General features: G+C 44.8%; 21 protein-coding genes, 1 pseudogene and 1 riboswitch. Of the genes and pseudogenes, 7 read left to right on the top strand and 15 right to left on the bottom strand.

What is annotated here, in order from left to right:
* From D2V05_RS18650 to D2V05_RS18640, 3 genes and pseudogenes are all read right to left on the bottom strand, one after another.
* A pseudogene (locus D2V05_RS18650) lies at positions 1-467 on the bottom strand (hypothetical protein); the annotation flags it as partial.
* A gap of 70 nt (positions 468-537) precedes the next feature.
* Positions 538-1,158, bottom strand: a complete 621-nt coding sequence (locus tag D2V05_RS18645) for a DUF7151 family protein (RefSeq protein WP_119649083.1) — start codon at positions 1,156-1,158, stop codon at positions 538-540.
* A gap of 156 nt (positions 1,159-1,314) precedes the next feature.
* Positions 1,315-1,902, bottom strand: a complete 588-nt coding sequence (locus D2V05_RS18640) for a hypothetical protein (RefSeq protein WP_119649081.1) — start codon at positions 1,900-1,902, stop codon at positions 1,315-1,317.
* A gap of 300 nt (positions 1,903-2,202) precedes the next feature.
* On the opposite strand from D2V05_RS18640, the gene D2V05_RS18635 reads away from it, so the two are divergent.
* From D2V05_RS18635 to D2V05_RS18620, 4 genes are all read left to right on the top strand, one after another.
* The gene (locus tag D2V05_RS18635) at positions 2,203-2,607 is read left to right on the top strand and encodes a hypothetical protein (RefSeq protein ID WP_119649079.1); all 405 of its coding nucleotides are present in this window, start codon (positions 2,203-2,205) and stop codon (positions 2,605-2,607) included.
* A gap of 149 nt (positions 2,608-2,756) precedes the next feature.
* Positions 2,757-3,842: an efflux RND transporter periplasmic adaptor subunit gene (locus tag D2V05_RS18630; protein ID WP_119641251.1), complete on the top strand. Its 1,086-nt coding sequence runs from the start codon at positions 2,757-2,759 to the stop codon at positions 3,840-3,842.
* A gap of 23 nt (positions 3,843-3,865) precedes the next feature.
* The gene (locus D2V05_RS18625) at positions 3,866-7,135 is read left to right on the top strand and encodes an efflux RND transporter permease subunit (protein WP_119649077.1); all 3,270 of its coding nucleotides are present in this window, start codon (positions 3,866-3,868) and stop codon (positions 7,133-7,135) included.
* On the top strand, positions 7,122-8,552 hold the full coding sequence (locus D2V05_RS18620) for a TolC family protein (protein ID WP_119649408.1): 1,431 nt from the start codon (positions 7,122-7,124) through the stop codon (positions 8,550-8,552). The genes D2V05_RS18625 and D2V05_RS18620 overlap by 14 nt, the downstream gene beginning before the upstream one ends.
* Positions 8,553-8,675: 123 nt before the next feature.
* Here D2V05_RS18620 and D2V05_RS18615 read toward each other — a convergent pair whose 3' ends face one another.
* The 6 genes from D2V05_RS18615 to gndA form a co-directional block, all read right to left on the bottom strand.
* Entirely contained in the window at positions 8,676-9,080 is a 405-nt protein-coding gene (locus tag D2V05_RS18615; protein ID WP_119649075.1) for a Dabb family protein, read from the bottom strand.
* A 55-nt stretch (positions 9,081-9,135) separates the two neighbouring features.
* Positions 9,136-9,498, bottom strand: coding sequence for a VOC family protein (locus tag D2V05_RS18610; RefSeq protein ID WP_119649073.1), 363 nt, complete (start codon positions 9,496-9,498; stop codon positions 9,136-9,138).
* A gap of 39 nt (positions 9,499-9,537) precedes the next feature.
* Positions 9,538-11,562, bottom strand: a complete 2,025-nt coding sequence (locus D2V05_RS18605) for a S9 family peptidase (RefSeq protein WP_119649071.1) — start codon at positions 11,560-11,562, stop codon at positions 9,538-9,540.
* 67 nt (positions 11,563-11,629) lie between these two features.
* The gene (locus tag D2V05_RS18600; protein WP_313786758.1) at positions 11,630-12,436 is read right to left on the bottom strand and encodes a mechanosensitive ion channel family protein; all 807 of its coding nucleotides are present in this window, start codon (positions 12,434-12,436) and stop codon (positions 11,630-11,632) included.
* A gap of 252 nt (positions 12,437-12,688) precedes the next feature.
* Positions 12,689-13,540 carry a ChaN family lipoprotein gene (locus tag D2V05_RS18595; protein ID WP_119649066.1) on the bottom strand — a complete coding sequence of 284 codons (852 nt, stop codon included), beginning with the start codon at positions 13,538-13,540 and terminating at the stop codon, positions 12,689-12,691.
* Between the two features lie 20 nt (positions 13,541-13,560).
* Positions 13,561-14,973: an NADP-dependent phosphogluconate dehydrogenase gene (gene gndA / locus D2V05_RS18590; RefSeq protein ID WP_119649063.1), complete on the bottom strand. Its 1,413-nt coding sequence runs from the start codon at positions 14,971-14,973 to the stop codon at positions 13,561-13,563.
* A gap of 167 nt (positions 14,974-15,140) precedes the next feature.
* Between gndA and zwf the strand changes: the two genes are divergently transcribed.
* A complete protein-coding gene (zwf, locus tag D2V05_RS18585; RefSeq protein WP_119649061.1) occupies positions 15,141-16,673 on the top strand; it encodes a glucose-6-phosphate dehydrogenase in 1,533 nt (510 codons plus the stop codon).
* Positions 16,674-16,760: 87 nt separating this feature from the next.
* Positions 16,761-17,486 (top strand): 6-phosphogluconolactonase, encoded by a 726-nt coding sequence (gene pgl, locus D2V05_RS18580; RefSeq protein WP_119649059.1) that lies wholly within the window; start codon positions 16,761-16,763, stop codon positions 17,484-17,486.
* Here pgl and D2V05_RS18575 read toward each other — a convergent pair.
* Positions 17,467-18,012: an acyl-CoA thioesterase gene (locus tag D2V05_RS18575; RefSeq protein WP_119649057.1), complete on the bottom strand. Its 546-nt coding sequence runs from the start codon at positions 18,010-18,012 to the stop codon at positions 17,467-17,469. The genes pgl and D2V05_RS18575 overlap by 20 nt on opposite strands.
* Positions 18,013-18,060: 48 nt before the next feature.
* On the opposite strand from D2V05_RS18575, the gene D2V05_RS18570 reads away from it, so the two are divergent.
* Positions 18,061-18,450, top strand: coding sequence for an endonuclease domain-containing protein (locus tag D2V05_RS18570; RefSeq protein WP_119649055.1), 390 nt, complete (start codon positions 18,061-18,063; stop codon positions 18,448-18,450).
* 47 nt (positions 18,451-18,497) lie between these two features.
* On the opposite strand, the gene D2V05_RS18565 is transcribed toward D2V05_RS18570, so the two are convergent.
* The 5 genes from D2V05_RS18565 to D2V05_RS18545 form a co-directional block, all read right to left on the bottom strand.
* Positions 18,498-18,863 (bottom strand): 6-phosphogluconate dehydrogenase, encoded by a 366-nt coding sequence (locus D2V05_RS18565; protein ID WP_119649053.1) that lies wholly within the window; start codon positions 18,861-18,863, stop codon positions 18,498-18,500.
* Positions 18,864-18,870: 7 nt separating this feature from the next.
* Complete coding sequence (locus D2V05_RS18560; RefSeq protein WP_119649051.1) at positions 18,871-20,208, bottom strand: DNA recombination protein RmuC; 1,338 nt, start codon at positions 20,206-20,208, stop codon at positions 18,871-18,873.
* A gap of 126 nt (positions 20,209-20,334) precedes the next feature.
* Complete coding sequence (locus D2V05_RS18555; RefSeq protein WP_119649049.1) at positions 20,335-21,114, bottom strand: ABC transporter ATP-binding protein; 780 nt, start codon at positions 21,112-21,114, stop codon at positions 20,335-20,337.
* A complete protein-coding gene (locus tag D2V05_RS18550; protein ID WP_119649047.1) occupies positions 21,114-22,145 on the bottom strand; it encodes a FecCD family ABC transporter permease in 1,032 nt (343 codons plus the stop codon). The genes D2V05_RS18555 and D2V05_RS18550 overlap by 1 nt, the downstream gene beginning before the upstream one ends.
* Entirely contained in the window at positions 22,146-23,303 is a 1,158-nt protein-coding gene (locus D2V05_RS18545) for an ABC transporter substrate-binding protein (protein ID WP_235855498.1), read from the bottom strand.
* 55 nt (positions 23,304-23,358) lie between these two features.
* Positions 23,359-23,582, top strand: a riboswitch (cobalamin riboswitch).
* The last annotated feature ends 68 nt before the right edge of the window (positions 23,583-23,650 follow it).

Here is a 23,650-nt window from a genome sequence, read left to right as displayed (position 1 = left end):
CCATTGACAAGGATGCTGGTGGCGTTTATGGTTCCGGCCACATCAAGGGCGTATCCTGGGGTGTTTGTCCCGATGCCCACGTTCCCGGAATTGTAAAAAGCATTGCTGCCGTTCAGGCTCCAAGGAGTGGAGGGGGCCGACAAGGGGGACCCATTGACAAGGATGCTGGTGGCGTTTATGGTTCCGGCCACATCAAGGGCGTATCCTGGGGCGTTTGTCCCGATGCCTACGTTCCCTAGATTATAATAAGTATTGTTTCCCAATGTCGACCAAGGTGAACTGGTATTGTTGAGAGGTGTTCCATTGACCAAGATATTAGTGGCATTTAATGTACCGTTAATATCAAGATTGTATTGGGGGGACAATGTGCCTATACCCACATTTCCGTTTGGAGGAAAAGAATTTTGGGCGAAAGTCGTTGTGCAGACCAATAAGAACAAAATGACAAATGGAGTAAACTTTTTCATGGTCAATTAAGGATATTTTGAAAAATGTGATTTAAGTATTTTACATTAAGAAGCAGATGCAAATTTCTATCTATTCATATTCCCTAAGTTCAAAAGAAAGATCGGTAAAGTTATCTGCAAAAAAGTTGACGCCATTCTGAAGTTCCAATCTAACTTGGTTATCGGATACGAGTTCTCCTCTTACACCGGTATGTGTGCTTGGAGTGCTATAAAAGATTACGGTCTTACCTATATCGATATTATGGTTTAAAGTCCCTAAGTATTTACCTTGGGATTCCCTGACCCAATCAATGGTCAAATTAAGTTCATTTGCCAATACATTACTCACCGGATTGTTTGTTTCGCTTTGGCTGATCAAAGAAACATAAGATTGGTAATTGTATCCGGTACCATCAGAATTGCAGAGATACTCGGAGGATTCAATCTCTTCAATCTCCAATTCCCCGTTGCCATTGGCATCAAGTCCAACATCTACTCGAAAGCCCCCATTCAAGCAATTGTCGCCAGGTTGTTCTATGGTGGTAGTGATCAGACTATTCAATCCATTTGAGCCGTCTGTTCCATTCGTCCCGTTGGTCCCATTCGTCCCGTTGGTCCCGTCTACACCATCGGCTCCGTCCTCAGGACTACAGGCAGAAAAAGTAATTAAAAGGCATAAAAAAATAAACTTGAAGTATGGGGTTATTTTCATAGGATTGAGGTTGCTATTATGTTGTAAAACATATAAAAATAAGTAAAGACTTGATAGGAAGGTTATGGTGTTGGATGCAATGGATGATAAATCAGATGAAATGCATTTTAAATCAAGGCAATGAAACAATCTTCCATAAAGTTTTTGCCATGGTATTTAGTTCACCAAATGGAATGATTCCACGATGGTTTCAAAGGTTTTTTGATGCTCTTCTTTTTTGCTTTTTAGGGTCCAGGCCATGATCATATAGATGTTTTCCGTGCCTTCCACAAAGGTTAGGAAATAGGATATTTCCTCATCGATGCCCTCCACATGACCATCGATTTCTACCGATTCTGCATTCAATCCATGTATGATCAAAGGCTTTACCTCGGATTGATGGTTCACCTGAATGGTACTGGTAAAGGCTTGAAGTTGGATTTTCCTATAATTTTGCAACAGTGTAATGCCCTCGTTGTATTGATCCAATTCCTTGTAAACATCCACAAAATCTTGCTTGGGGTCATCAATAATGATGGTGTAGGCTTCCTTAAAAAGATTTTGGTATTGAAGTGATGCTTCTTCGTTGAGCCCTGTGGTACTTGTCATAAACTTGGGGAGGCTTACTTGGTACTCTTCGTTGATCGTAACCGTATGGAAATCCTCTATTTTGGGTTCCTTATTACCATTTTTGTCTTTGGACTTGATGCAGGAAGAAAAGGAAAAAACAGCTAGGAAAAGCAATAGGGTTACCGGATTTTTCATGGTTTGATAGGGCTACGTGGTTTGTGTTCTGACGAAGATACGCTTTTGGAAATGTAGTTTATCGAGGAATTTGAGCGAATGAACCTTAGGGAAAATTCCACTTTTGCTTAAAAATCCTTTATGATATGGATGGTACGATAAATTTTTGTTAAAACCCACGTTGTAATTTTACACTTAATGAATTTTTATGGGGCAACTTCAACCGTATCAATAAAAATGTAAATACGCTTGCCAATTTTAACCTTTATTAACAACCAGTATTTGTTGAAATTGTCTGCGTGACCTAGTTTTGTTGCCCAAATGAAAAAGGCATTCAGGCGCTATTTATTTCCCCTATGCATCCTTTTATTGGGAGGATTCATCAATTTGTATGCGGATTCGCAGGACAATATTGATGAAGAAGATGCCTGTTACCTAGAAGCCGGTCAAAATCTTGAAAATATTGACTCGGTAGGATTGCTGCAATACGGCCCTGAAAAAAAACACTGTACCGAAACCGAAGTTGAAGAGCAAGAAGAAAGGGAAGAGGAAGCAGCCTCACATGATTTGGATTTAGAGTATGGCAGTTATTTGACTGCCTTTTTTTATGCCTCACAATCAGGGCAATTTATCCGTAAACCTGATACAGACCTTGGTGATCTATCACCTAGTCCGATTTCCACACCGCTAAAGCGATACATCAGGTTCCAAGTATTCCGGATTTAGAATTTTATTTCCAGAATGGCCCGTTGTCATGATGCGACCATTCTCCCACATCACTTTGAGTAAACATCAATAACCAGGGGCAGGTCCATGTTAACGGATTAGGACTTCCCTTAATCATTTTCAAAAACCATTTTAAACCATTTAAAACTATGAGGAGAATTCCCATCTTCATTGGCTTGTTCGCATTGCTTTGCTACAGTACAAGTTGCGAATCCAAAAAACATGAAAACAAGGACGAAACCAAATACCTCGTTTCCAGTCCCATTCGAAAGGATACGTCGATCACCAAGGATTATGTATGTCTGATCCATTCTATAAGACATATTGAGCTAAGAGCCTTGGAAAAAGGATACCTGCAACACATTTATGTGGATGAGGGACAATCGGTGACCAAGGGACAGAAAATGTTCTACATTATGCCCAACGTGTACCAGGCCGATCTTCAAAAGGCCAAAGCTGAGGCAGAGGTTGCGGAAATCCAATATAAAAACACCCAGTTGTTGGCCGATGGCAATGTAGTGTCTGCCAACGAACTTGCCATGGCCAAAGCAGAATTTGACAGGGCCAAGGCAGAGGTGTCCTTAGCGGAGACCCACTTGGGCTTTACCGATATCCGTGCCCCATTTGATGGCATTATGGACCATTTGGAAGCAAGGGAAGGTAGCCTTTTGGATGAAGGCGAATTGTTGACCACCCTGTCCGATAACAGCAAAATGTGGGTCTACTTCAATGTTCCCGAGTCAGAGTACTTGGATTATATCACCAGTGCCAACAAGGGCAGTAAACAAAAAGTGGAGCTTTTGATGGCCAACAATAAGAAGTTCAATCAACCTGGGATAGTGGAGACCATCGAGGGAGAGTTCAACAACCAAACAGGGAACATTGCCTTCCGGGCTACGTTCCCTAATCCAGATGGTATTTTGCGCCACGGGGAAACCGGAAGTGTTTTGATGACGGTACCCTTGAAAAATGCCATGTTGATCCCACAGAAAGCCACTTTTGAGGTTTTGGACAAAAAATATGTCTTTGTACTTGATAAAGACGATAAGGTGCAACAGCGAGAAATTGTTGTTGGAGCCGAACTCCCCCATCTTTTTGTGGTGGAAAAGGGATTGTCCGAAGATGACAAAGTATTGTTGGAAGGCATTCGTATGGTAAGAAACGGCGAAAAGATTCATTACGAATTCGAAAAGCCTGAAGCCATACTGGCCAATCTAGAATTGTACACTGAGTAACAATCCCAAAATCTCCAGACAATATGTTTAAAAAGTTTATACACAGGCCCGTATTGGCAATCGTGATCTCGGTCATCATTGTCTTTGTAGGGATGCTGGCCATAAAACAGCTGCCCATATCGCAGTTTCCGCAAATTGCCCCTACAACAGTGAACATTTTCATTGCCTATCCAGGTGCAAGTGCCGATGTATTGGTAAAATCGACCCTGATTCCTTTGGAAACCTCCATCAACGGGGTACAGGGCATGCGTTATATCGCTTCCGATGCCACCAGTGCGGGTGAGGGAACCCTTCGCGTGATCTTTGAACCGGGGACCGACCCCAACCAGGCCGTGGTACGGGTAAAGACCCGGGTAGACCAGGTAATGCCCCTTTTACCGGATTTGGTGCAAAGGGAAGGGGTGATCATCACCCCCGTACAGCCCAGTATGTTGATGTACGTGAACTTGTACAGTGATTCCAAGAACAATGATGAAAAGTTCCTGTACAACTATGCGTACACCAAAATGATACCAGAAATCCAAAGGATCAACGGTATCGCCAGTGCCAAGATTTTGGGTAGCCGTAAGTTCGCCATGCGGGTTTGGTTGAAACCGGACCGTATGCGAGCCTATAACGTTTCGGCGGAAGAGGTACTAGAGGCCATGGAAGACCAAAGTATTTTGGCAAGACCAGGCCGTTTGGGGAGAAGTTCGGGTAAAAAAGCCCAATCCCTGGAATATGTGTTGGTTTATCAAGACCGATATAGTGAGCCTGAACAATACAAGGACATTATCATCAAGGCCAATGAGGAAGGAGAAATCTTGAAGTTGGGCGATTTGGCCGATGTGGAACTCGGAAGTGAGTTCTTTGATATTTATTCCAACCTTGACGGTAAACCGTCCGCTTCCATTGTATTGAAACAGACCTTTGGAAGTAACGGTAGTGATGTGATCAAGGCCGTAAAGGAGAAATTGAACGAGTTGGAGGCCGAAATGCCCCCTGGAATCGATTACAAGATCAGTTATGACGTTTCCAATTTCTTGGATGCCTCCATTGAACAAGTGTTACATACGCTTCGGGATGCCTTTATCTTGGTGGCCATTGTGGTGTTTTTGTTCTTGGGGGATTGGCGTTCCACTTTGATTCCAATCATCGCGGTACCCGTTTCCTTGATTGGAGCCTTCTTTGTGATGCAGATGTTTGGTCTGTCCATCAATCTGATTACCCTCTTCGCTTTGGTATTGGCCATCGGTATTGTGGTAGATAACGCCATTGTGGTAGTGGAGGCGGTCCACGTAAAGATGCACGAGGAAAACCTAACACCGTACAAGGCATCCTATGAAGTATTGGGAGAGATTGGTGGTGCGATTATCGCCATTACCTTGGTAATGACCTCGGTGTTCATCCCCATTTCATTCATGACAGGACCGGTTGGGGTATTCTACAGACAGTTTTCCATTACCATGGCAGGGTCCATCGTGATTTCGGCCATTGTGGCCCTTACCTTGACCCCGGTACTCTGTGCCATGATGTTAAAGAATACCCATGGTCAAGCCAGAAGAAAATCACCTGTCAACCGCTTTATTGATTGGTTTAATGGGAAGTTTGAAAAACTTACGGGAAGGTATGTCGGTGTTCTGAACAAGATCGTAAACCGAAGAGTGGTGACATTTGGTCTTTTGTTGGCCTTCTGTGCCGGTATCTTTTTTACCAATCAGGTATTGCCAGCCGGATTTATCCCGAACGAGGACCAAGGAATGATCTACGCAATCATCCAGACACCTCCTGGTGCTACTTTGGAGCGTACCAATGAAGTGGCCAGAAAACTTCAGAAAATCTGTGAAGAGACCGAAGGTGTGGAATCCGTTTCATCCTTGGCCGGTTATGAGATCATGACCGAAGGTAGGGGTTCCAACGCAGGTACTTGTTTGATCAACTTAAAACCATGGTCGCAAAGGGAACACTCCGTTCATGAGATTATGGAAGAACTGGAAGAAGAGACCAAAGACCTAGGGGCGGTCATAGAATACTTCGAGCCCCCGGCCGTTCCTGGCTTTGGTTCATCCGGAGGTTTCTCCATGCGTTTGCTGGATAAGACCAACGGTACCGACTACCATGAATTCGAGCGTGTCAACAATAACTTTATGGATGCATTGCGCGAGCGTAAGGAGTTGACAGGTTTGTTCACCTTCTTCGCGGCCAATTATCCTCAATATGAATTAAAGATCAACAATAAAGTGGCCATGCAAAAAGGCGTTTCCATCGGAAAAGCCATGGAAAATTTGAACATCCTTATCGGTAGTACCTATGAGCAAGGTTTTATCCGCTTTGGTCGATTCTTCAAGGTGTACACCCAAGCAGCCCCTGAATATCGTGGGTTGCCATCAGACCTTGAAAAACTGTTTGTGAAGAACGAAGAAGGGGAAATGGTTCCTTATTCCGCCTTTATGACCATGGAGAAAAAACTGGGACCTAACGAGATTACCCGTTACAACCTGTACAACTCCGCGGCCATTAGAGGTCTTCCGGCAGCTGGATTTACCAGTGGCGATGCCATTAAGGCGATTAAGGATGTGGCTGAGAAGACATTACCTAGGGGTTATGACATTGCTTGGGAAGGATTATCCTATGATGAGGCCCAACGCGGTAACGAATCCATCTACATTTTCATGGTGGTATTGATTTTCGTGTACTTGGTATTGGCCGCACAGTATGAAAGTTTCCTTTTGCCATTGGCCGTAATCCTTTCATTGCCTGTTGGGGTTTTTGGATCTTTCTTCCTGTTGAAGGTCATGGGATTGTCCAATGACGTGTATGCACAGATTGGTATGATCATGCTGGTGGGACTCCTGGGTAAAAACGCGGTATTGATCGTGGAATTTGCCGTGCAGAAGCACCGTGAAGGTGCCACGATCCTAGAGGCGGCCATCGAAGGTTCCAAACAGCGGTTCCGTCCAATTTTGATGACCTCTTTTGCCTTTATCGCCGGTTTGATACCATTGGTGGTAGCCACAGGTGCAGGGGCCATCGGTAACCGTACCATTGGAGGTTCTGCCCTTGGAGGGATGCTTATCGGTACCATCTTTGGAGTATTGTTGATTCCCGGACTGTATTTCATCTTTGCCAAAATGGCGGAAGGGAAAAGACTTATCAGGGATGAACATGACGAACCTATTTCCGAGGAATTGTTCAAGGATAATGATACCGAAAGTAGGCTGCGTGCCCGTTTGCGCGAGGTAAACAAACTGTTGAAAAAAATGACCACAAGAAATGGAAACAAAAAGAAAAAAGGGAGCAATGAAGAAGAATAGAAAATCAATTTTGATCGGCATTCTCGCAACAATGGCCCTATATTCTTGTGTGCCTACCCGCGAGATACGGGACGAGAACACCTCGGTTCCAGAACAGTACCAAAACCAGCCCACCGATACCGTGAACACGGGATTGGTGCAGTGGAAGGAGTTTTTCAAAGACCCCAACCTAATTGCGCTGATCGATACTGCCTTGGTCAAGAACCAGGAGTTGAACATTATGTTGCAACGGGTGGATATGTCCAAGAACATAATCCGGGCCAAGACTGGGGAGTATTTGCCTTTTGTAAACTTTCAGGCTGGTGCCGAAGTAGAAAAAGTAGGCGAGTATACCCGTAATGGAGCCGTAGAAAAGAACCTTGAGATCAAGGAAGGGGAGGAGTTTCCTGAACCCTTGACCAATTACGGCCTAGGGGCATTCGCTACTTGGGAGCTGGATGTGTGGAAGAAACTTCGCAATGAGAAAAAGGCGGCCGTGTTCGAATACCTTTCCAGTGTGGAGGGCAAGAACTTCATGGTCACCAGCTTGGTTGCGGAGATTGCGGATTCCTACTATGAACTGATGGCCTTGGACAACCAGTTGGCCATCATCGACCAAAACTTGGAAATCCAGCAGAACGCCCTCAAAATGGTGAAACTGCAGAAGCAAGCGGCTCGCGCCACAGAGTTGGCCGTGCAGCGTTTCCAAGCCGAGGTATTGAAGAACCAAAGCCATAAGTACGATATCCAACAGGAGATTGTGGAGGTTGAAAACCGACTTAATTTCTTGATCGGTAGGTCGCCACAGCATATCAATCGGACTTCGGACAACTTTATCGATACCCCTATTGATCATCTGTATGTGGGAATTCCTTCCCAATTGCTTCAAAACCGTCCTGATGTACGTCAGGCTGAGTTGGAATTGGCAGCTGCCAAATTAGACACCAAAGCGGCCAAGGCCAGTTTTTACCCTCAGTTCACTATTAAGGCAGGCTTGGGTCTAGAGGCATTCGATACCAAATACCTGACCACCACACCAGAATCCGTTCTGTATTCGGTGATGGGGGATATGGTGGCACCTTTGATCAACAGAAATGCGATCAAGGCGCAGTATTTAAATGCTACGGATAGACAGTTGCAAGCGGTTTATGAATACGAAAAGGCCATTTTGAATGCCTATATCGAAGTGGCCAATCAGTTGTCCAACATCGACAATCTGAAGAAGAGCTATGAATTGAAAGACGGTCAAGTGCAGGCCCTGACGGAGTCCATTGATCTCTCCACTCGTTTGTTCCAATCCGCAAGGGTGGAATACATCGAGGTGCTTTTGGCACAACGGGAGGCGTTGGAATCCAAAATGGAGCTTGTGGAGACCAAGAAAGACCAGATGCTTGCCCAGGTAAACATGTACCGGGCCTTGGGCGGCGGCTGGAATTAAGGACCCCAAATCAATGGTTTGGCCTACTACCTTGGCTATTGATTTACCCAAAGCGAAAACCCGATTTACATTTGTAAATCGGGTTTTTAATTTTAGACTTTTACGAGTGGTTTCCCAACAAGTTTATTTCATCCAATAATCCACGACCACTACATCTTGGATATGGGGTCCCGCCACGTCCCCGAACGCCACATGCGCGGGATGGGTAAGGTAGGTGTCCCGGTCCTTTTCACTATCAAAAGTCAGAAAAAAACAATGGGTCAACCCCTTGTTCAGGTTCTCCGGACTGTTGTTCAGCCCCCATTCAAATCCCTTGATTTCTGAAATTTTGGAAGGCAATTCGCCAAAGGCGGCTTCCACGGCAGCAACATCTTTGGGTGTTGAGGTATCCTTAAACTGGAACAGGACCACATGGCGTAAATGGGAAGTTGTTTTTTCCATTTCGGTTTCATTTTTGGGTGCTTCCTTGGTCGAAGTATTACATCCGGCCAAAATCAACATAAAAAGGGTTAAGAATTTGATTTTCATATTGTGTAGTTTGATTTATGTGTTATTGTTTTCCGCACTTCAAAGTTTTTAAGGTTTACCATTCTTGGAAAATAATCCCCAATTGATTGTCCATAATGGCAAACTCCTTGGCACCCCATGGGCGCTTGGTTACCGTTTTCAAGTTAGGGTGCAGATATTCGGGAAACGAATTGGAGATTTCTGCAAAAACATTTTCTATGTCATGGGTGACCAATCTAAATTCAGGATGATGTTCCTTGGCCAACTTTTCATCTTCAAATAGATTGACACGTAGACCATCCTTTGTCACCACACAAAAAGGGTTCTTTGCAGAAAGGTCGTTATGTTCAATTTGAAACTTTAAAACCTCTACGAATAATTTTAAACCATCCTTTATATCAACATAAAAGATATTCGGAACAAGTTTTGAAAAGTTCATAACCACTGATTTTGAATTGGTTTCAATCTGTAGTCTGGGTTATTTTTTATACTTCTCAAACCAAGCCAACACGCTGGCAATCTTGGCAATCAAGTTGCTAGGTTTGTTGGCAATACCATGCCCAGAATTGGGAATACGTACCATGGCGGTCTCCACATTCTGGAGTTTTAACGCGGCATAGAACTGCTCCGATTCTGCAATGGGGGTACGGTAATCATCCTCTCCCGTCATCAACATGGTGGGCGTGGTCACATTCCCCGCGTAGGTCAACGGAGAGCGGCGTAAATAGTTTTCAGGGTCTTCCCAAGGTTTTTTGCCAAACCAGTATTTGGAGAAAAATTGGATACCGTCCGCATAGAGCACAAAGCTATACCAGTTGATCACGGGCTTGGCCACCACTGCAGCCCTAAAACGGTCAGTTTTACCCACGATCCATGCCGTAAGCACACCGCCGCCGCTACCACCGGTCACAAATAGATTGTCCTTGTCCACAAAACCTTTGGCGAGTACGGCATCCACACCGGACATAAGGTCGTCATAATCATGGTTCGGGTAATCGTGGTGGATCAGGTTGCCGAACTCCTCGCCATAACTGGTGCTTCCGCGCGGATTGGAGTAGAGTACCACATAACCGGCCGCGGCATAGGCCTGTATCTCTGCCGAATAGACCGAACCATAGCTGGTGAACGGTCCTCCGTGGATTTCCAAGATCATCGGGTATTTTTTGGAAGGGTCAAAATCGGGAGGCGTAACCACCCAACCTTGGATCTTGCGTTGGTCATAGGAGGATTCCCACCAAATTTCTTCCACTTTGCCCAATTTCCTAAAGGAAAACAAATCGTCGTTCAGTGCGGTGAGACGCTTACTGCCTTTGGTGTCGGATACTCCCAAATCTGAAGGATGGCTGGTATCCCCAACGGTATAAGCGAATTTATTGTTACTGGATGCCGAAAAGCTGGCCGCGTTGTATGGGCGCCCCAAAGAGAGTCCCCCCAAACCGTCGGTGATGTCGTCCACCTTTCCAGAAAGGCTGATGGATGCCAGTTTCCCCATTCCCTTATCGGTATAAATGAAGTACAGGCCGGTACCTTTACTGTTCCATACCATGTCCTCCACATCACGGTCAAAATCCTTGGAAATCAATTGGGAATTGGAACCATCGGCATTCATCACATACAATTGGGTCAACTGATACCCCTGGTAACGGTCATCAAAGCCCACATAAGCGATTTTGGTACCGTCGGGGGATAGCACTGGATTTGCATCAGGCCCGTAGCGACTGGTCAATGCCTTGATTTCCCCATCGCTTACACTGATTTGATAGATTTCACTATCGGCGGGTTCAAACTCCTCTTCCTTATGAAAATTGGCACTGAAATACAGATGGGCATTGTCTTTGGCCCAAGTGGGTCCTCCGTGGTCGAATTCGGTGAATGTAAGCTGTTTTGGGGTTCCGCCACTGATGGGCAATGTGAACAATTGCATGTTTCCGCCTTTAAGATACCCCTGGCCATCACCTCGATAGTTGATTTTATCGATGTATTTGGGAGGTGCGTTCCATTTGGCGCCTTCGGGTTTGGCGGGTAGTTTAATGATGGATTTTTCCTCGGCAGGCACAAACATATTGAAGGCTACATAATTGTCGTCATAGGACCATGACACCTGCCCCGGGGATTGTGGCGTGTTGGTCAAGGCCATGGTTTCTTTGGTGTCCAACCACATAAGGTATAGCTTCATCTTGTCGTCGGCCATATTGGATTTGAAGACAATCTTTTTGCCATCGTGCGACCATTTGGGCGAGAAATCGTTGTGGTTTCCCGTGGTCAATGGGCGGTTGTTGGAACCGTCGAAATTTACGATCCAGAGGTTGGAAAGGTTGCGGTCCGTCATCACGTCCTTAAAGTTACGCACATAGATAATCTTGGAGCCGTCTGGTGAAATCTGTGGGTCGGAGACGAACTCCATGTTGAAGATGTCCAACAGTTCCAAGTTGGATTGCACTTGGCCAAACCCTATAGGGTTTATGGCCACCAAGAGAAGCAGGGTAAAGAGTATTTTTTTCATAGGGTTGGATTTTGATGTGTTAGCATCACAAAAGACTTTTGCTATGTCTTTTGCATTTGTAAATAGTTTATGGGTTATCGGATGTATGCTTTGTTTCATTGATATTGAGTGTTGGTATCTTGACAATTTCGAACGTGGCCGAAGCCCATGTCACCTTTCCATTGGTCTCCCGGATTCTTTTTCCAATCTCCTCAAAAAGAAGATGTTTGGTGATCCGTCTCTTTTTATAATCCACAATATACCTTAAGTTGAATTGAATCCAATTGTCGCTCATGGTGATGGCGAGGGTGGGTTCCACTTGGGCATCTTCAATATAGTACTTGTTTACCACATCCTTCCAACCCGCAATGGAGTTTTTAACATATTCCGACAATATTTCCTGTGCCGCCGAGATAATAATTTCTTTGGCCAGTTCTATGTCGGACTCATACCGGATAGGCATATTGAATTCATCCCAAACAAATGGAAAATCGAGGGAATAGTTATACACAGGGCCTTTAAAAACAAAGGCATTGCTCAATTTCACAATGCGTCCACTGTAATTGTCACTGGAAACCCATTCGCCAATTTCCATCATGGTGGTGTACATGCTGTCTATATCGATGACATCCCCTTTGATTCCATTAAGCTCTATACGATCACCGGGTTTGTACACGCGCACAAAAAAGATATAGAACGACCCGGCAATACTCAAGATCAGTTCTTGGAGTGTTATGGTGATGCCTGCTGTAAGCAGACCAATGGCAAGTCCAAAATCCTGAATGCTTCCGGTGAAGTAAGAAATGGTGATCAGGATGACAAATAGGTAACCGATTATCTGAATCGCCTTCTGTACTTTGTATTTGATGGCATTATCATGAAGATTTCTCTTCATCCAACGTCTTATCCATGCAATGAGGAAAAATACCAGGGCAACCCAAACCAAATATCTGATGATATTTGATGCTACGGGGTAATCCGAAAACCAATTTTTTACACTTTCAATCAGTTCCATTTAGGTTCATTACAGTGTGATTCCGCATTGCCAACCGAATATACTGAAGACAGGTTGCGGGCGTGAGTGTGCCACCCTTAAAAATAAGGAATTTATCCCCTAAAAAGGTGTTGGATAACAAGTAATTCCAATCTAATAAGTTGTGGTCATGTTGCCGTCCACACAAATGATGAAGTCCGCAATGCCCTTGTTTTCGTTTTCCAGGTGGTGCACATCGTCCTGCATCACGGTGGAAATGGTCCCATACTGCAAATCGGGGCGGTCTTTTTTCAGGTACCACAAAATGCCTTCATAATTGTTGGAGTGGTAGGCGCCATTGTAATGGAGGAACAGACTTCCTTCCTTGTAGTTTTTTAGGATAAAGTGTGCCATGGTGGCATCTTTGATCGCTTGTGCCATCACCAGAGTGGGGCTGCCATGGTCGCCCATCATTTTGAGGATATTCTGGTATCCGGGCAATTCGGGATCAAAGGCAATGGGTAGGGGAGCGATCCATGATTTTTCTTGGGTGGATAGGGTGTCTAGGGCTTCAAATCCTTCCTTGTACACCATGCTTGCATAGCGACGGGGCACATTGGAGGCCACAAAGACCAGTTTTTTTTCCTTGGCGAAATCCACCAAAGGAGCATAGTCCGTTTTGTGGTTGTTCCAAAGTCGGGCGGTGGAATCCAAAGCCTTGTAATCGATGGTGCCCGCCAAATAAGCGTCCAGTTCATCCTGATTGTCAGCCTCCACCATTTCGGCACCAAGGATGAGCGGTCTTTTGGTATACAGGTCGGAAGTGAGTTCGTACTGCAACCAATGTGCAATAGGGTTGTTGTGTAGTTCCCCAAAGAGGACCATATCCTTTTGCTCCAAGTTCTTGAACATTTTTTCATAGGATACCTTTTTGCCCTTGGCGTTGTAGATAACATAGGGAGCTTTTTGAGCCGAAACGGAAAAAAGGTAAAAGGTGAAGGTGAAAAGGAAGAGGAGTTTTTTCATTTTCAATTTAAACTTTAAAATTAATTGTCCTCCCACTCCGTATGGAAAATACCGTCACGGTCCACACGCTCATAGGTATGCGAGCCAAAATAGTCACGTTGGGCCTGAATCAAATTCAGGGGCAATCGGCTGCTGGTATAGGCATCAAAATAGGTGAGAGCATTGGAGAGTCCCGCCAATGGAATTCCATTTAAGGCTCCATAAGCAGTCATTTCCCGAGCGGCTCCCACGGTTTCTTTTACTTTTTCCACAAAGGATGGGGAGAGCAATAGATTTTCCAGTTTTTCATTGGCTTGGTAGGCATCGGTTATGTCCGCCAGCAAAGCGGCGCGGATGATACAGCCTGCTCGCCAAATCTTGGCGATTTCACCCAGTTCCAGTTCGTAGCCGTACTCTTTGGAGGCATCGGCCAATTGGTGCATGCCCTGTGCATAGGTAATGATAAAGGCAAAGTACAATGCCTGTTCCGCTTTGGAGATAAATTCAGCTTTATCTACAGTTTTAGGAGTTGGGCGATCGTAGAGGTCATCCGCTTTAACGCGTTCCTCTTTTAAGGCCGAAAGTTCCCGCATGCTCACCGCTACATCAATGGTGGGTACGGGAATACCGAGGTCCATGGCGTTTTGGGAGGTCCATTTTCCGGTTCCTTTTTGCTTGGCCTTGTCCAAGATTTTATCCACCAATTCCCCATCACCCAAATCGTCTTTTTGCTCAAAGATTTCCGAAGTGATTTCTACTAAAAAGGATTGTAATCGGCCTTCGTTCCATTGACCAAAGGTTTGGTGCAGTTCCGCATTGGAGAGTCCGCCTGCTTTTTTCAACAGGTCATAGATTTCCGAAGTGAGTTGCATCAACCCGTATTCGATACCGTTGTGCACCATTTTCACATAGTTTCCGGCCGATTTTGGACCCAAATAAGCTACACAAGGTTCGCCCTTGTATTTGGCGGAAACCGCCTCAAAAATGGGTTTTACGTGTTGGTACGCCTCCCGGGAACCACCGGGCATAATACTCGGGCCGCGTCGGGCGCCTTTGGCACCCCCGGAGACCCCGGCACCAAAAAAGTTGATTCCCTTTTCCTTCAAATAGGCTTCGCGACGGTCGGTATCCGTAAAAAAGGAGTTTCCACCGTCTATGATGATGTCACCTTTGTCCAAGTGGGGCAACAAACTTTCAATGACGATGTCCACCACTTTTCCGGCCGGCACCAATAACATGATTTTTCGGGGAGTGGTCAGGGCACTTACGAAGGCTTTTACGTCTGTAGAGGCGTTCACTTTATCCGTATCACCCCCTTCTTTGATCAATGCACCTACCTTTTCTTCATCCAAATCGTTCCCAAAAGCGGTAAAACCATTATCGGCCACATTCAAAATAAAATTGCGTCCCATTACCCCAAGGCCCACAAGGCCAAAATCATACGTATCTGCCATCTTATATTTTTATCTTCTTCCGTTGTTAAGACAACCCTAAGGTTGCCCTTTCTTGAATTACGAACCTAAAATAAACCTTATATTCGTTATGCTCAAAAAATAAACGGCTTCATTGGGGAAACCAAGGAGCTTGCATTGGATTCAATCAGCCAGAAACCAAAAACACTATGAAGAAGACCGAAAACCAGATGCTCGTAATTTTTGGGGCATCGGGAGATTTGACTGCACGAAAACTGATTCCGGCACTGTTCAATCTATATCTAGCCAATCATTTACCCAAAAATTTTGCGGTTTTGGGCGTAAGCCGAAGCAATTTGTCCGATGAATCGTTCCGTGACCGTGTAGTTTACGAAAGTGATTATCTGAAAGAGAAGATCAAGAACCTTGGTAAGGATGAGGTTAAAGGATTTGCGGACAAGCTTTACTATGAAGACCTTGGGAAAAGCTACGATACGGATTATAAAAGTCTGCGCAAGCGGGTAGAGGAGTTGAAGGCGGCCCACGATACCACGGGCAACATCATTTACTACCTTTCCACGCCCCCCACACTTTATGAGACCATTGCCCATAATTTGGCCGAGGCCGGGATGAGCACGCAGAACAATGGTTGGAAGCGTTTGATTGTGGAAAAACCATTTGGCTACAGCTTGGAAACGGCAAAGAACCTCAACAAGGGACTCCACCAATACTTTACGGAGCCGCAGATATACCGAATTGACCACTATCTGGGCAAGGAAACGGTACAGAACCTTTTGGTGACACGGTTTGCCAATAGCATTTTTGAACCGCTTTGGAACCGAAACTATATCCAACACGTGGAAATCACCAACGCGGAAAGTGTTGGGGTGGAAAAACGCGGTGGCTATTACGACAAATCGGGTGCGTTGCGGGACATGTTCCAGAACCATTTGTTGCAGATTGTTTCCTTGGTGGTCATGGAACCGCCCATTGGGGCAGAAGCGGAGGAAATCAGGAACGAAAAGGTGAAGGCCTTAAAATCGTTACGAGTAATGAAGGACGACAAGACCCTTTTTGAGAATACCATCAGGGCCCAATATGTGGAGTCTGTAGTGAATGGTAAAAAGGTGAAGGGGTATCGCGAGGAAGATGATGTGGACCCGAACTCCACTACGGAAACCTATGCCGCCATCAAGTTCTATGTGGACAATTGGCGCTGGCATGGGGTGCCTTTCTATGTGCGTACCGCAAAGCGGATGCCTACGAAGGTGACGGAAGTAGTCATCCATTTTAAAGAACCCCATCACCAGATTTTCAAGGAACCTAGTATGCACAGTAAGGATAACAAACTCATTATCAGAATACAACCCGATGAAGGGATTTTGATCAAGTTCGGAGTAAAAGTACCTGGACAAGGATTTAAGGTGGAAAGGGCCAATCTGGACTTTTATTATTCCAGTCTTGCCGAAACGTATGTCATGGAAGCCTACGAGCGCCTTTTATTGGATGCCATGCAGGGTGACGCCACCTTGTATGCCCGTGCCGATGAGGTAGAGGCAGCTTGGGAATTTGTGGACCCCATTTTGAATTATTGGCAGAAGGGAAAAGATGTACGGATGTACGGTTATGCCGCTGGAGTTTGGGGCCCTGAAAATGCGGATGATCTATTCGATGGAAAAGGATTTTGGCGTAACCCAGGGGAGAATTTGGCAGATGATCCCGGATATTGTGTGATTTGCTGATTTCAGTTTTCAATGAACAATTAGCAATAAACAATTATCAATAAGCAATGAACAACTGGGTTATTGAAAACAAAAAGTAAGAAGTAGATGGACATCAAAATTTATAAAGATAAAAATGAAGTTGCGGTACAGTTTTCAGCCTATTTTGTAGAGCAAGCAGCAGGGCGGGATGTGTTTCATGTAGCCCTTTCCGGAGGAAGTACCCCGAAGATCGTGTTCGATGTGCTGGCCGAAAACTTTGCCGATCAAGTGGATTGGAGCAAAGTGCATTTTTATTGGGGCGATGAACGCTGTGTACCACCTTCGGATGATGAGAGCAATTACAAAATGACGGTGGAGCACTTGTTTTCCAAGATTGATATCCCCAATGAAAACATCAACCGTATTTTAGGAGAGAAAGAACCTAACGGTGAGGCCATGCGTTATGCCAATCTGTTGGAAATCGATTTGGACCGGGTGGATGGCATTCCCCAATTCGATTTGGTGATCTTGGGTATAGGTGATGATGGGCACACGGCTTCCATTTTTCCTCATGAGATCAAACTTTGGAACGCTGAGGACCATTGTGTGGTAGCTACGCATCCGGATTCAGGTCAAAAGAGGGTATCCATCAATGGAAAAGTCATCAATACGGCCAAGGAAGTGGCATTTTTGGTGACGGGTGCTTCCAAAGCGGAAAAAGTGGAGGCTGTCATTGAAAAGACCGAGGGTTCGGATGTTTACCCAGCATCGTTGGTCAACCCAAAATCAGGAAGGCTGATTTGGTTCTTGGACGAGGAAGCAGCAGCAAAACTCAATCAAGATCCATCATAGCGTTTTCGCCATCCAAAAAATCCAAAAAGTCGTTCACCTTAAAATTGGTCGACTCATATTTGCTGTCCCTATTAAAAGCGGACTGTTTACGTTCCTTACTCCGAGCAAATCGCCGTATGTCCTGTTTGGTTTTTAAGATCAAACCTGGAACAACCTTATTTTTACCATCCTTTCCCTTGGCCACCATGGTGAAATAGGAAGAATTGCAGTGTTTTACGACTCCAGTGGTCACGTTTTCGGATTCTACCCGCACCCCGACCACCATAGATGTCTTCCCTGTATAGTTGATGGAGGCCTTTAGGGTAACCAGTTCCCCTACCTCAATGGGATTGAGGAAGTCCACCCGGTTCACGGAAGCGGTCACACAATAGCTTTGGGAATGTTTGGAGGCGCAGGCAAATGCAATTTGATCCATAAGGTTCAGGATGTGTCCTCCATGCACCTTGCCTCCAAAATTGGAGTGGGAGGGGAGCATCAGTTCGGTAATGGAGACCCTACTTTCTTTGGACGATTTGAATTTTTTCATACTTTTTGGAATTTAATCCCTTCAGAAAAGGAATAATGGAGATTTGGAATGGTTATCAAATATAACCCAAAGCTAAAGGAACTTGCAAGGCAATTAAGGCAGAATGCCACTAAAGCGGAAGTGATTTTATGGCAAAGATTGAAGCGTGACCAGATGCATGGATATGATTTTCATCGACAAAAGCCAATTGATGAATATATTGTGGATTTCTTTTGTAACAAATTACGACTTGCCATTGAGGTTGATGGGTATTCCCATGGGATTTTGGAGGTGTGGGAGAAAGATGTGGCTAAGGAAAAGCGATTGAATGAACTGGGAATCCATGTACTTCGGTTTTCAGATGATCAAGTATTGCATGACATGGAAAATGTACTATTGGTGATTGAGGATTACATTGAAAAGTTTGAAGCTACACCTCCCTCAATCCCTCCTTATTAGGAGGGAAGCACTTTTCCCCTCTAAAAAGAGGGGCTAGAGGTGTGTCTTCAATTTCTAAAAAGCGGGGATTTTTCAACGGCTACTTCGGTGATAAAATACTTGGTATCGCCCAACCAAAAAAAGGTGGCGTAGCGTTCTTTATAGGTCACTTTGATGTACTGGCCCTGATATTCCTTCAATTTTTGTACGATATCCTCTTCTTTGTCCTCCACCGAAAAGGAAAACACATTGGTACCCGATAAACCTTGGCTGATTTGGCCTTCCCAGGTTTTGACCACTACCCCTTTACGACTGAACTTGATGAGTTCACCGGAGCGGTACCCCTCGCTATAGGGCACATAATAAATAAAAGCAAAATAGGCCCCCACTCCGAATACGATAACGGCAATGAGGATGGTAAGGAATTTTTTCATAGTGTGTTTACTGGTTAAGTTCTTCCAAATCGTCGTCTTCGGCGCGCTTCAAGATGGGTTCCGGCAATACTTTTTTGGCCTTGGCCCCCATGGTTCTTAGCTTTTCGATACTTGTGATGATGTTTCCACGGCCATCGAACAATTTGTTCATGGCGTTTTTATATTCCCCTTTGGCATCGTCCATCTTTTTGCCCACTTGGGTCAAATCACCCATAAAACCAACAAACTTATCGTATAGTGCGCCGGCCTGTCTTGCAATTTCCATGGCGTTCCGTTGTTGTTTCTCATTGCTCCACATGGTATCAATGGTCCGCAACGTGGCCAATAGGGTAGAGGGGGTCACGATGACGATATTCTGCTCAAACGCTTTGTTGTAGAGGGAGTTGTCCTCATTTACGGCAATGGCAAAAGCAGGTTCTATGGGCACGAACATCAACACAAAATCAGGACTTTCCATTTCGTAGAGGTCCTCATATTTTTTGGCCGATAGTTGTTCCACATGCCTACGAAGTGAATTGATATGGTCTTTCAGGAATTTGGGTTTGTCCTCTCCCGTGGCATTTACAAATCGTTCGTAATCGGTCAACGATACCTTGGAATCCACCACCATTTTCTTTCCATCGGGGAGGTGGATGATTACGTCAGGCATGACCCTACTGCCATCTTCCCTAGTGAAGTTTTGCTGAATGCTGTATTCTCTATCCTTCTCAAGACCAGACTTTTCCAAAACGCGTTCCAAGACCAATTCTCCCCAATTCCCCTGCATTTTACTGTCACCTTTCAAGGCTTTGGTCAGGTTCTCCGCTTCTTGGGTTATTTTTAAATTTTGGCTCTGCAGGTTCAACAGTTGTTCCCGTAATGCCGAATGTATGCTGATGTTCTCCTTCTGGTTTTCCTCTACCTTCTTTTCAAAAAGCTGTATTTTTTCCTGTAAGGGACTTAAAATGAGTTTGATGTTTTTCTGGTTCTGTTCCGTGAACTTGGTGCTTTTTTCATCCAAGATCTTATTGGCCAGATTCTCGAACTCTTTGGTAAATTTTTCCTGAAGTTTTTCTACCTCTTCTTTCTGTTCCCCATTAATGCGTTGCAAGTGTTCCATTTCGGCCTGAAAACGGACCAATTGGTTGCCCTGTTGTTCCTTTTCCCGTTGGAGCTCCTTTTTTTCCTCATCACCGAGCAAGAGTTTATCATTAAGGGATTTTATGGTGTTATTGAGTTGCTGTTCCCTCTCTTCCCAAACACTTTCGGTGGATTTGGTCTTCAGCTTTTGGATATACATACCCACAAAAAGGCCGATGGCCAAAGTGATGACCCCAACAATGACATAGATTAATTCAGCGCTCATGCTATAGTTTCTAATGGATAAAGATAACAGATTACAATATTAAAATGTCATTTCATCAAAGGCAGAAATCCACAAAATGAATGAGGGAATCTGGATTCCGCATCAAGTGCGGAATGACAATCATTTCTATTTTGAAACCTTGAACGAACCGGTCTTGGCATCAAACTGGACCATTTCCGAAGGAAACAGTTTTTCGAAGTGCTTTTGCTCGATCAGTTCACAAGGATCTCCAAAGGGGTTTTCCTTGCCATCCAAAATCAAGATGTTGTCGCACAGTTGAATGGCCAGCTCTATCTCATGGGTGGTGAAAACAATGGTTTTTTGTTGGTCGTGCGCCAATTGTTGCAACATTTTCAAAATCTGCACCTTGTGGTACAGATCCAGATGAGTGGTGGGCTCATCCAATAAAATAAGGGGTGTATCCTGTGCCATAGCCCGGGCAATCAGTACGCGTTGTAATTGGCCATCGCTCAGTTCGTGGCACTTTCTGTGTTTGAGGTCGTTCAACAAAAAGGCATTCAAAGCAATTTGGATATATTTTTCGTCTTCAGGGGACAAGGTGCCCAACCAATTGGTATAGGGTTGTCTTCCCAAAGCGATGAGTTCAAGTACCGTCAGGTTTTTGGAGGCAGGTTGCTCGGTCAATACCACACTGAGTTTTTTGGACAGGTCCAAAGGGGAATATTGATCCAATTCCTTATTATTTAGTGTGATGTTTCCCGATAGTTTAGGTTGAAACCTTCCCAAGGTGCGCAACAAGGTTGACTTACCGATGCCGTTCACCCCCACAATGGCGCAAAGGGTGCCGAGCTCTAAGGAAAAATCAATATGCTCGACCACCACGTTTTTTCCATAACCGATGGCAAGGTTGTGTGCTGAAAGATTTTTTTGAATCCTTTTTTCCATCAGAACAACATTTTACGTTTTCTGACCAACAGCCAAATGACCACTGGTGCCCCGACCAAGGAGGTTATGGCATTGATGGGCAACACGCTGGCCGAATTGGGCCATTGCGCCAAGGTATCGCATAAAAGCATCAAAATAGCACCATAAAGAAATACGGCCGGAATCAACACTTTATGTTCCATGGTGTCGAAGATTTGTCGGGTAAGATGCGGAACTGCCAATCCCACGAATGCGATTGGGCCGGCAAAAGCGGTAATACCTCCAGCTAAAAGGCCTGTCGCAATAATAATGATCAATCGCGATTTTTTCAGTGAAACACCAAGGCTTTGGGCATAATGCTCTCCCAGAAGAAAAGCGTTCAAGGGCTTTAAGGAAAGCATACTGAGCAAAAGGCCGATTATCACAATGCCTGTCAACAGAAAAATCTGGTTGGGGGTGAGGTTGCCTACACTCCCAAAAGACCAAAAGATGAACCTTTGCAAGCTTTCGGCACTTGAAAAATAGGCCAGTACACTGACTATGGCAGAGGTAATACTGCCAAACATCAACCCAATGATCAAAAGAGCCATGGTATCTTTAACCCGCTGGGCTACGACCATCACCACGGATAGTACCAAAAAACTCCCCACGCTGGCCGCTAATGCCAAAGAAATATCACCCAAGAACGAAAATGAAGCCATTCCCGTTATCATAGTGACACCCATGAGCAAGAGGGCGGCCCCCAAACTCGCCCCGGAGCTGATACCCAATACAAAAGGTCCCGCCAAGGGGTTTCGAAACAAGGTCTGCATCAACAAGCCACTCAACGACAATCCACCTCCTACTAAAATAGCAGTAAAGGATTTTGGTAATCGGTAGTTCCAAACGATGTAGCTCCATGCTTCTATTTGGGGCTTGCCTCTTAGCAGTATGGAAACTGTATCCTCAAAAGGAATGTGGACCGATCCAGAACCGATATTCAACACCCAAGAACACAACAATGCCAAACCAATAAGGATAAAGGAAATGCGATATGATCTTGGACGCTGCATTTATTCCAGAGGTTTGATAAAGCGAAGTTCGTGGTCGGGAAGTAATTCGGGATGTAGAATGGCAATAAAGTCTTTCAGCACGATATCAGGTCTTTGTGGGGCCATTTCGTAAAAAAGGAGGCCTCCCTTGGCACCCTTGTCCATAGCATTGGAATAGATTTTTTTATTTGTAAAGGCTGTAAATTCCTTGTGATGGGTATTTACCTGCTCCAATTCGGCATAGGAAGTATGAGAGGAAGGATTAAACCAAAAATCGGCATTCTGGGCCTTTTCCAGAACTGATTCCAGGCTTAGTCCGATGCTTCCGGTTTCAGGAGTGTCGGCCCACAAATAATCGGAATTGGCATCTTCAATAAATTGGGCCATCCAACTTTCCCCACCCGCCACATACCATACATCTTTGTACAAACCGCCCGTAAGTACTGTTGGTTTTTGGGTGGATTTTTTGGCGAGTTTCTTTGCTTCGAGATATGAGGTTTCAATTTTTTTAAAAATACTGTCCGCTTCTGCTTCCTTCTGAAAAAATGGGGCAAAAAACTTGATCCATTCCGCCTTGCCCAACGGGGTCTGTTCCACCCAATCCCCGTTGTAGATGACGGGCATCCCGGCACGTTTGATGATGTCGTACGAATTGTTGTCCTCGTTGATGCTGAACCCAATGATCAGATCGGGATGGAGTAACAGCACCATTTCGGTATTGATGACCTCGTTCATGCCTAAATCCTTGATTTGGCCTTCATCCACAAGTTTTCTGGCGTCTGGCGAAGAAATATAATCGGTGTCGGGAAATCCGACCAGTCTTTTGAGTTCCTCCAATGCTTCAATAGCAGCAATGTGGGTTGTGGATGTGACCACGATCTTCTCCACAGGTGTGCCCACAACAGCATCAAACTCATCTTTAGGGAAGTTCATGGCAGCCAATTTTTCCTTTGGCACCAAGGCATACTTGTAATGGGTGTTGGCGCCTACCCACGGTTGGGTCACTTCCAAAACAGTATAATCATCAAACTTTTGGATATGGAAGCCATGTGCATATGCAACACTGGACTCCGATTGTTCCGTTTCAGTTTCTTCCGACTTTTTATTTTCCCTGCACCCCATGAAAATGGTGGCCGTAACGGTCAGCATAAGTACTGCGATATGATGTTTGTTTACCATGATCCCAAAAGTAAGATTATTTAACTTTTGCAGAAAAAGATTAAACAGATTGATTACTTTCGTGCTGAATTTAGGTTCATGCAGGGAGTGTTCCTTACATGATTAAAAGGGAATCCGGTGTAAATCCGGAGCTGTTCCCGCAACTGTAAGTCCATGCCAAAATTGTTTTGGCACCCCGTTGGGGATGTTGTTTTCTTCAAAACCACTGTTCGGTCCACGAATGGGAAGGTCAGGCAACATAAGACAAGCCAGGAGACCTGCCAAATTCAAACAAACAATGTTAAACTTTCGGGATAAAAGTTTACGTATGGAAACCATACTATTCTCCCGTTTATTCACGTAAACGA

Source organism: Flagellimonas pelagia, assembly GCF_003584135.1.
Classification (GTDB): Bacteria; Bacteroidota; Bacteroidia; order Flavobacteriales; family Flavobacteriaceae; genus Flagellimonas; species Flagellimonas pelagia.
The sequence above is the reverse complement of the archived record's forward strand: the minus strand, read 5'-3'. Positions and strand labels throughout refer to the sequence as shown.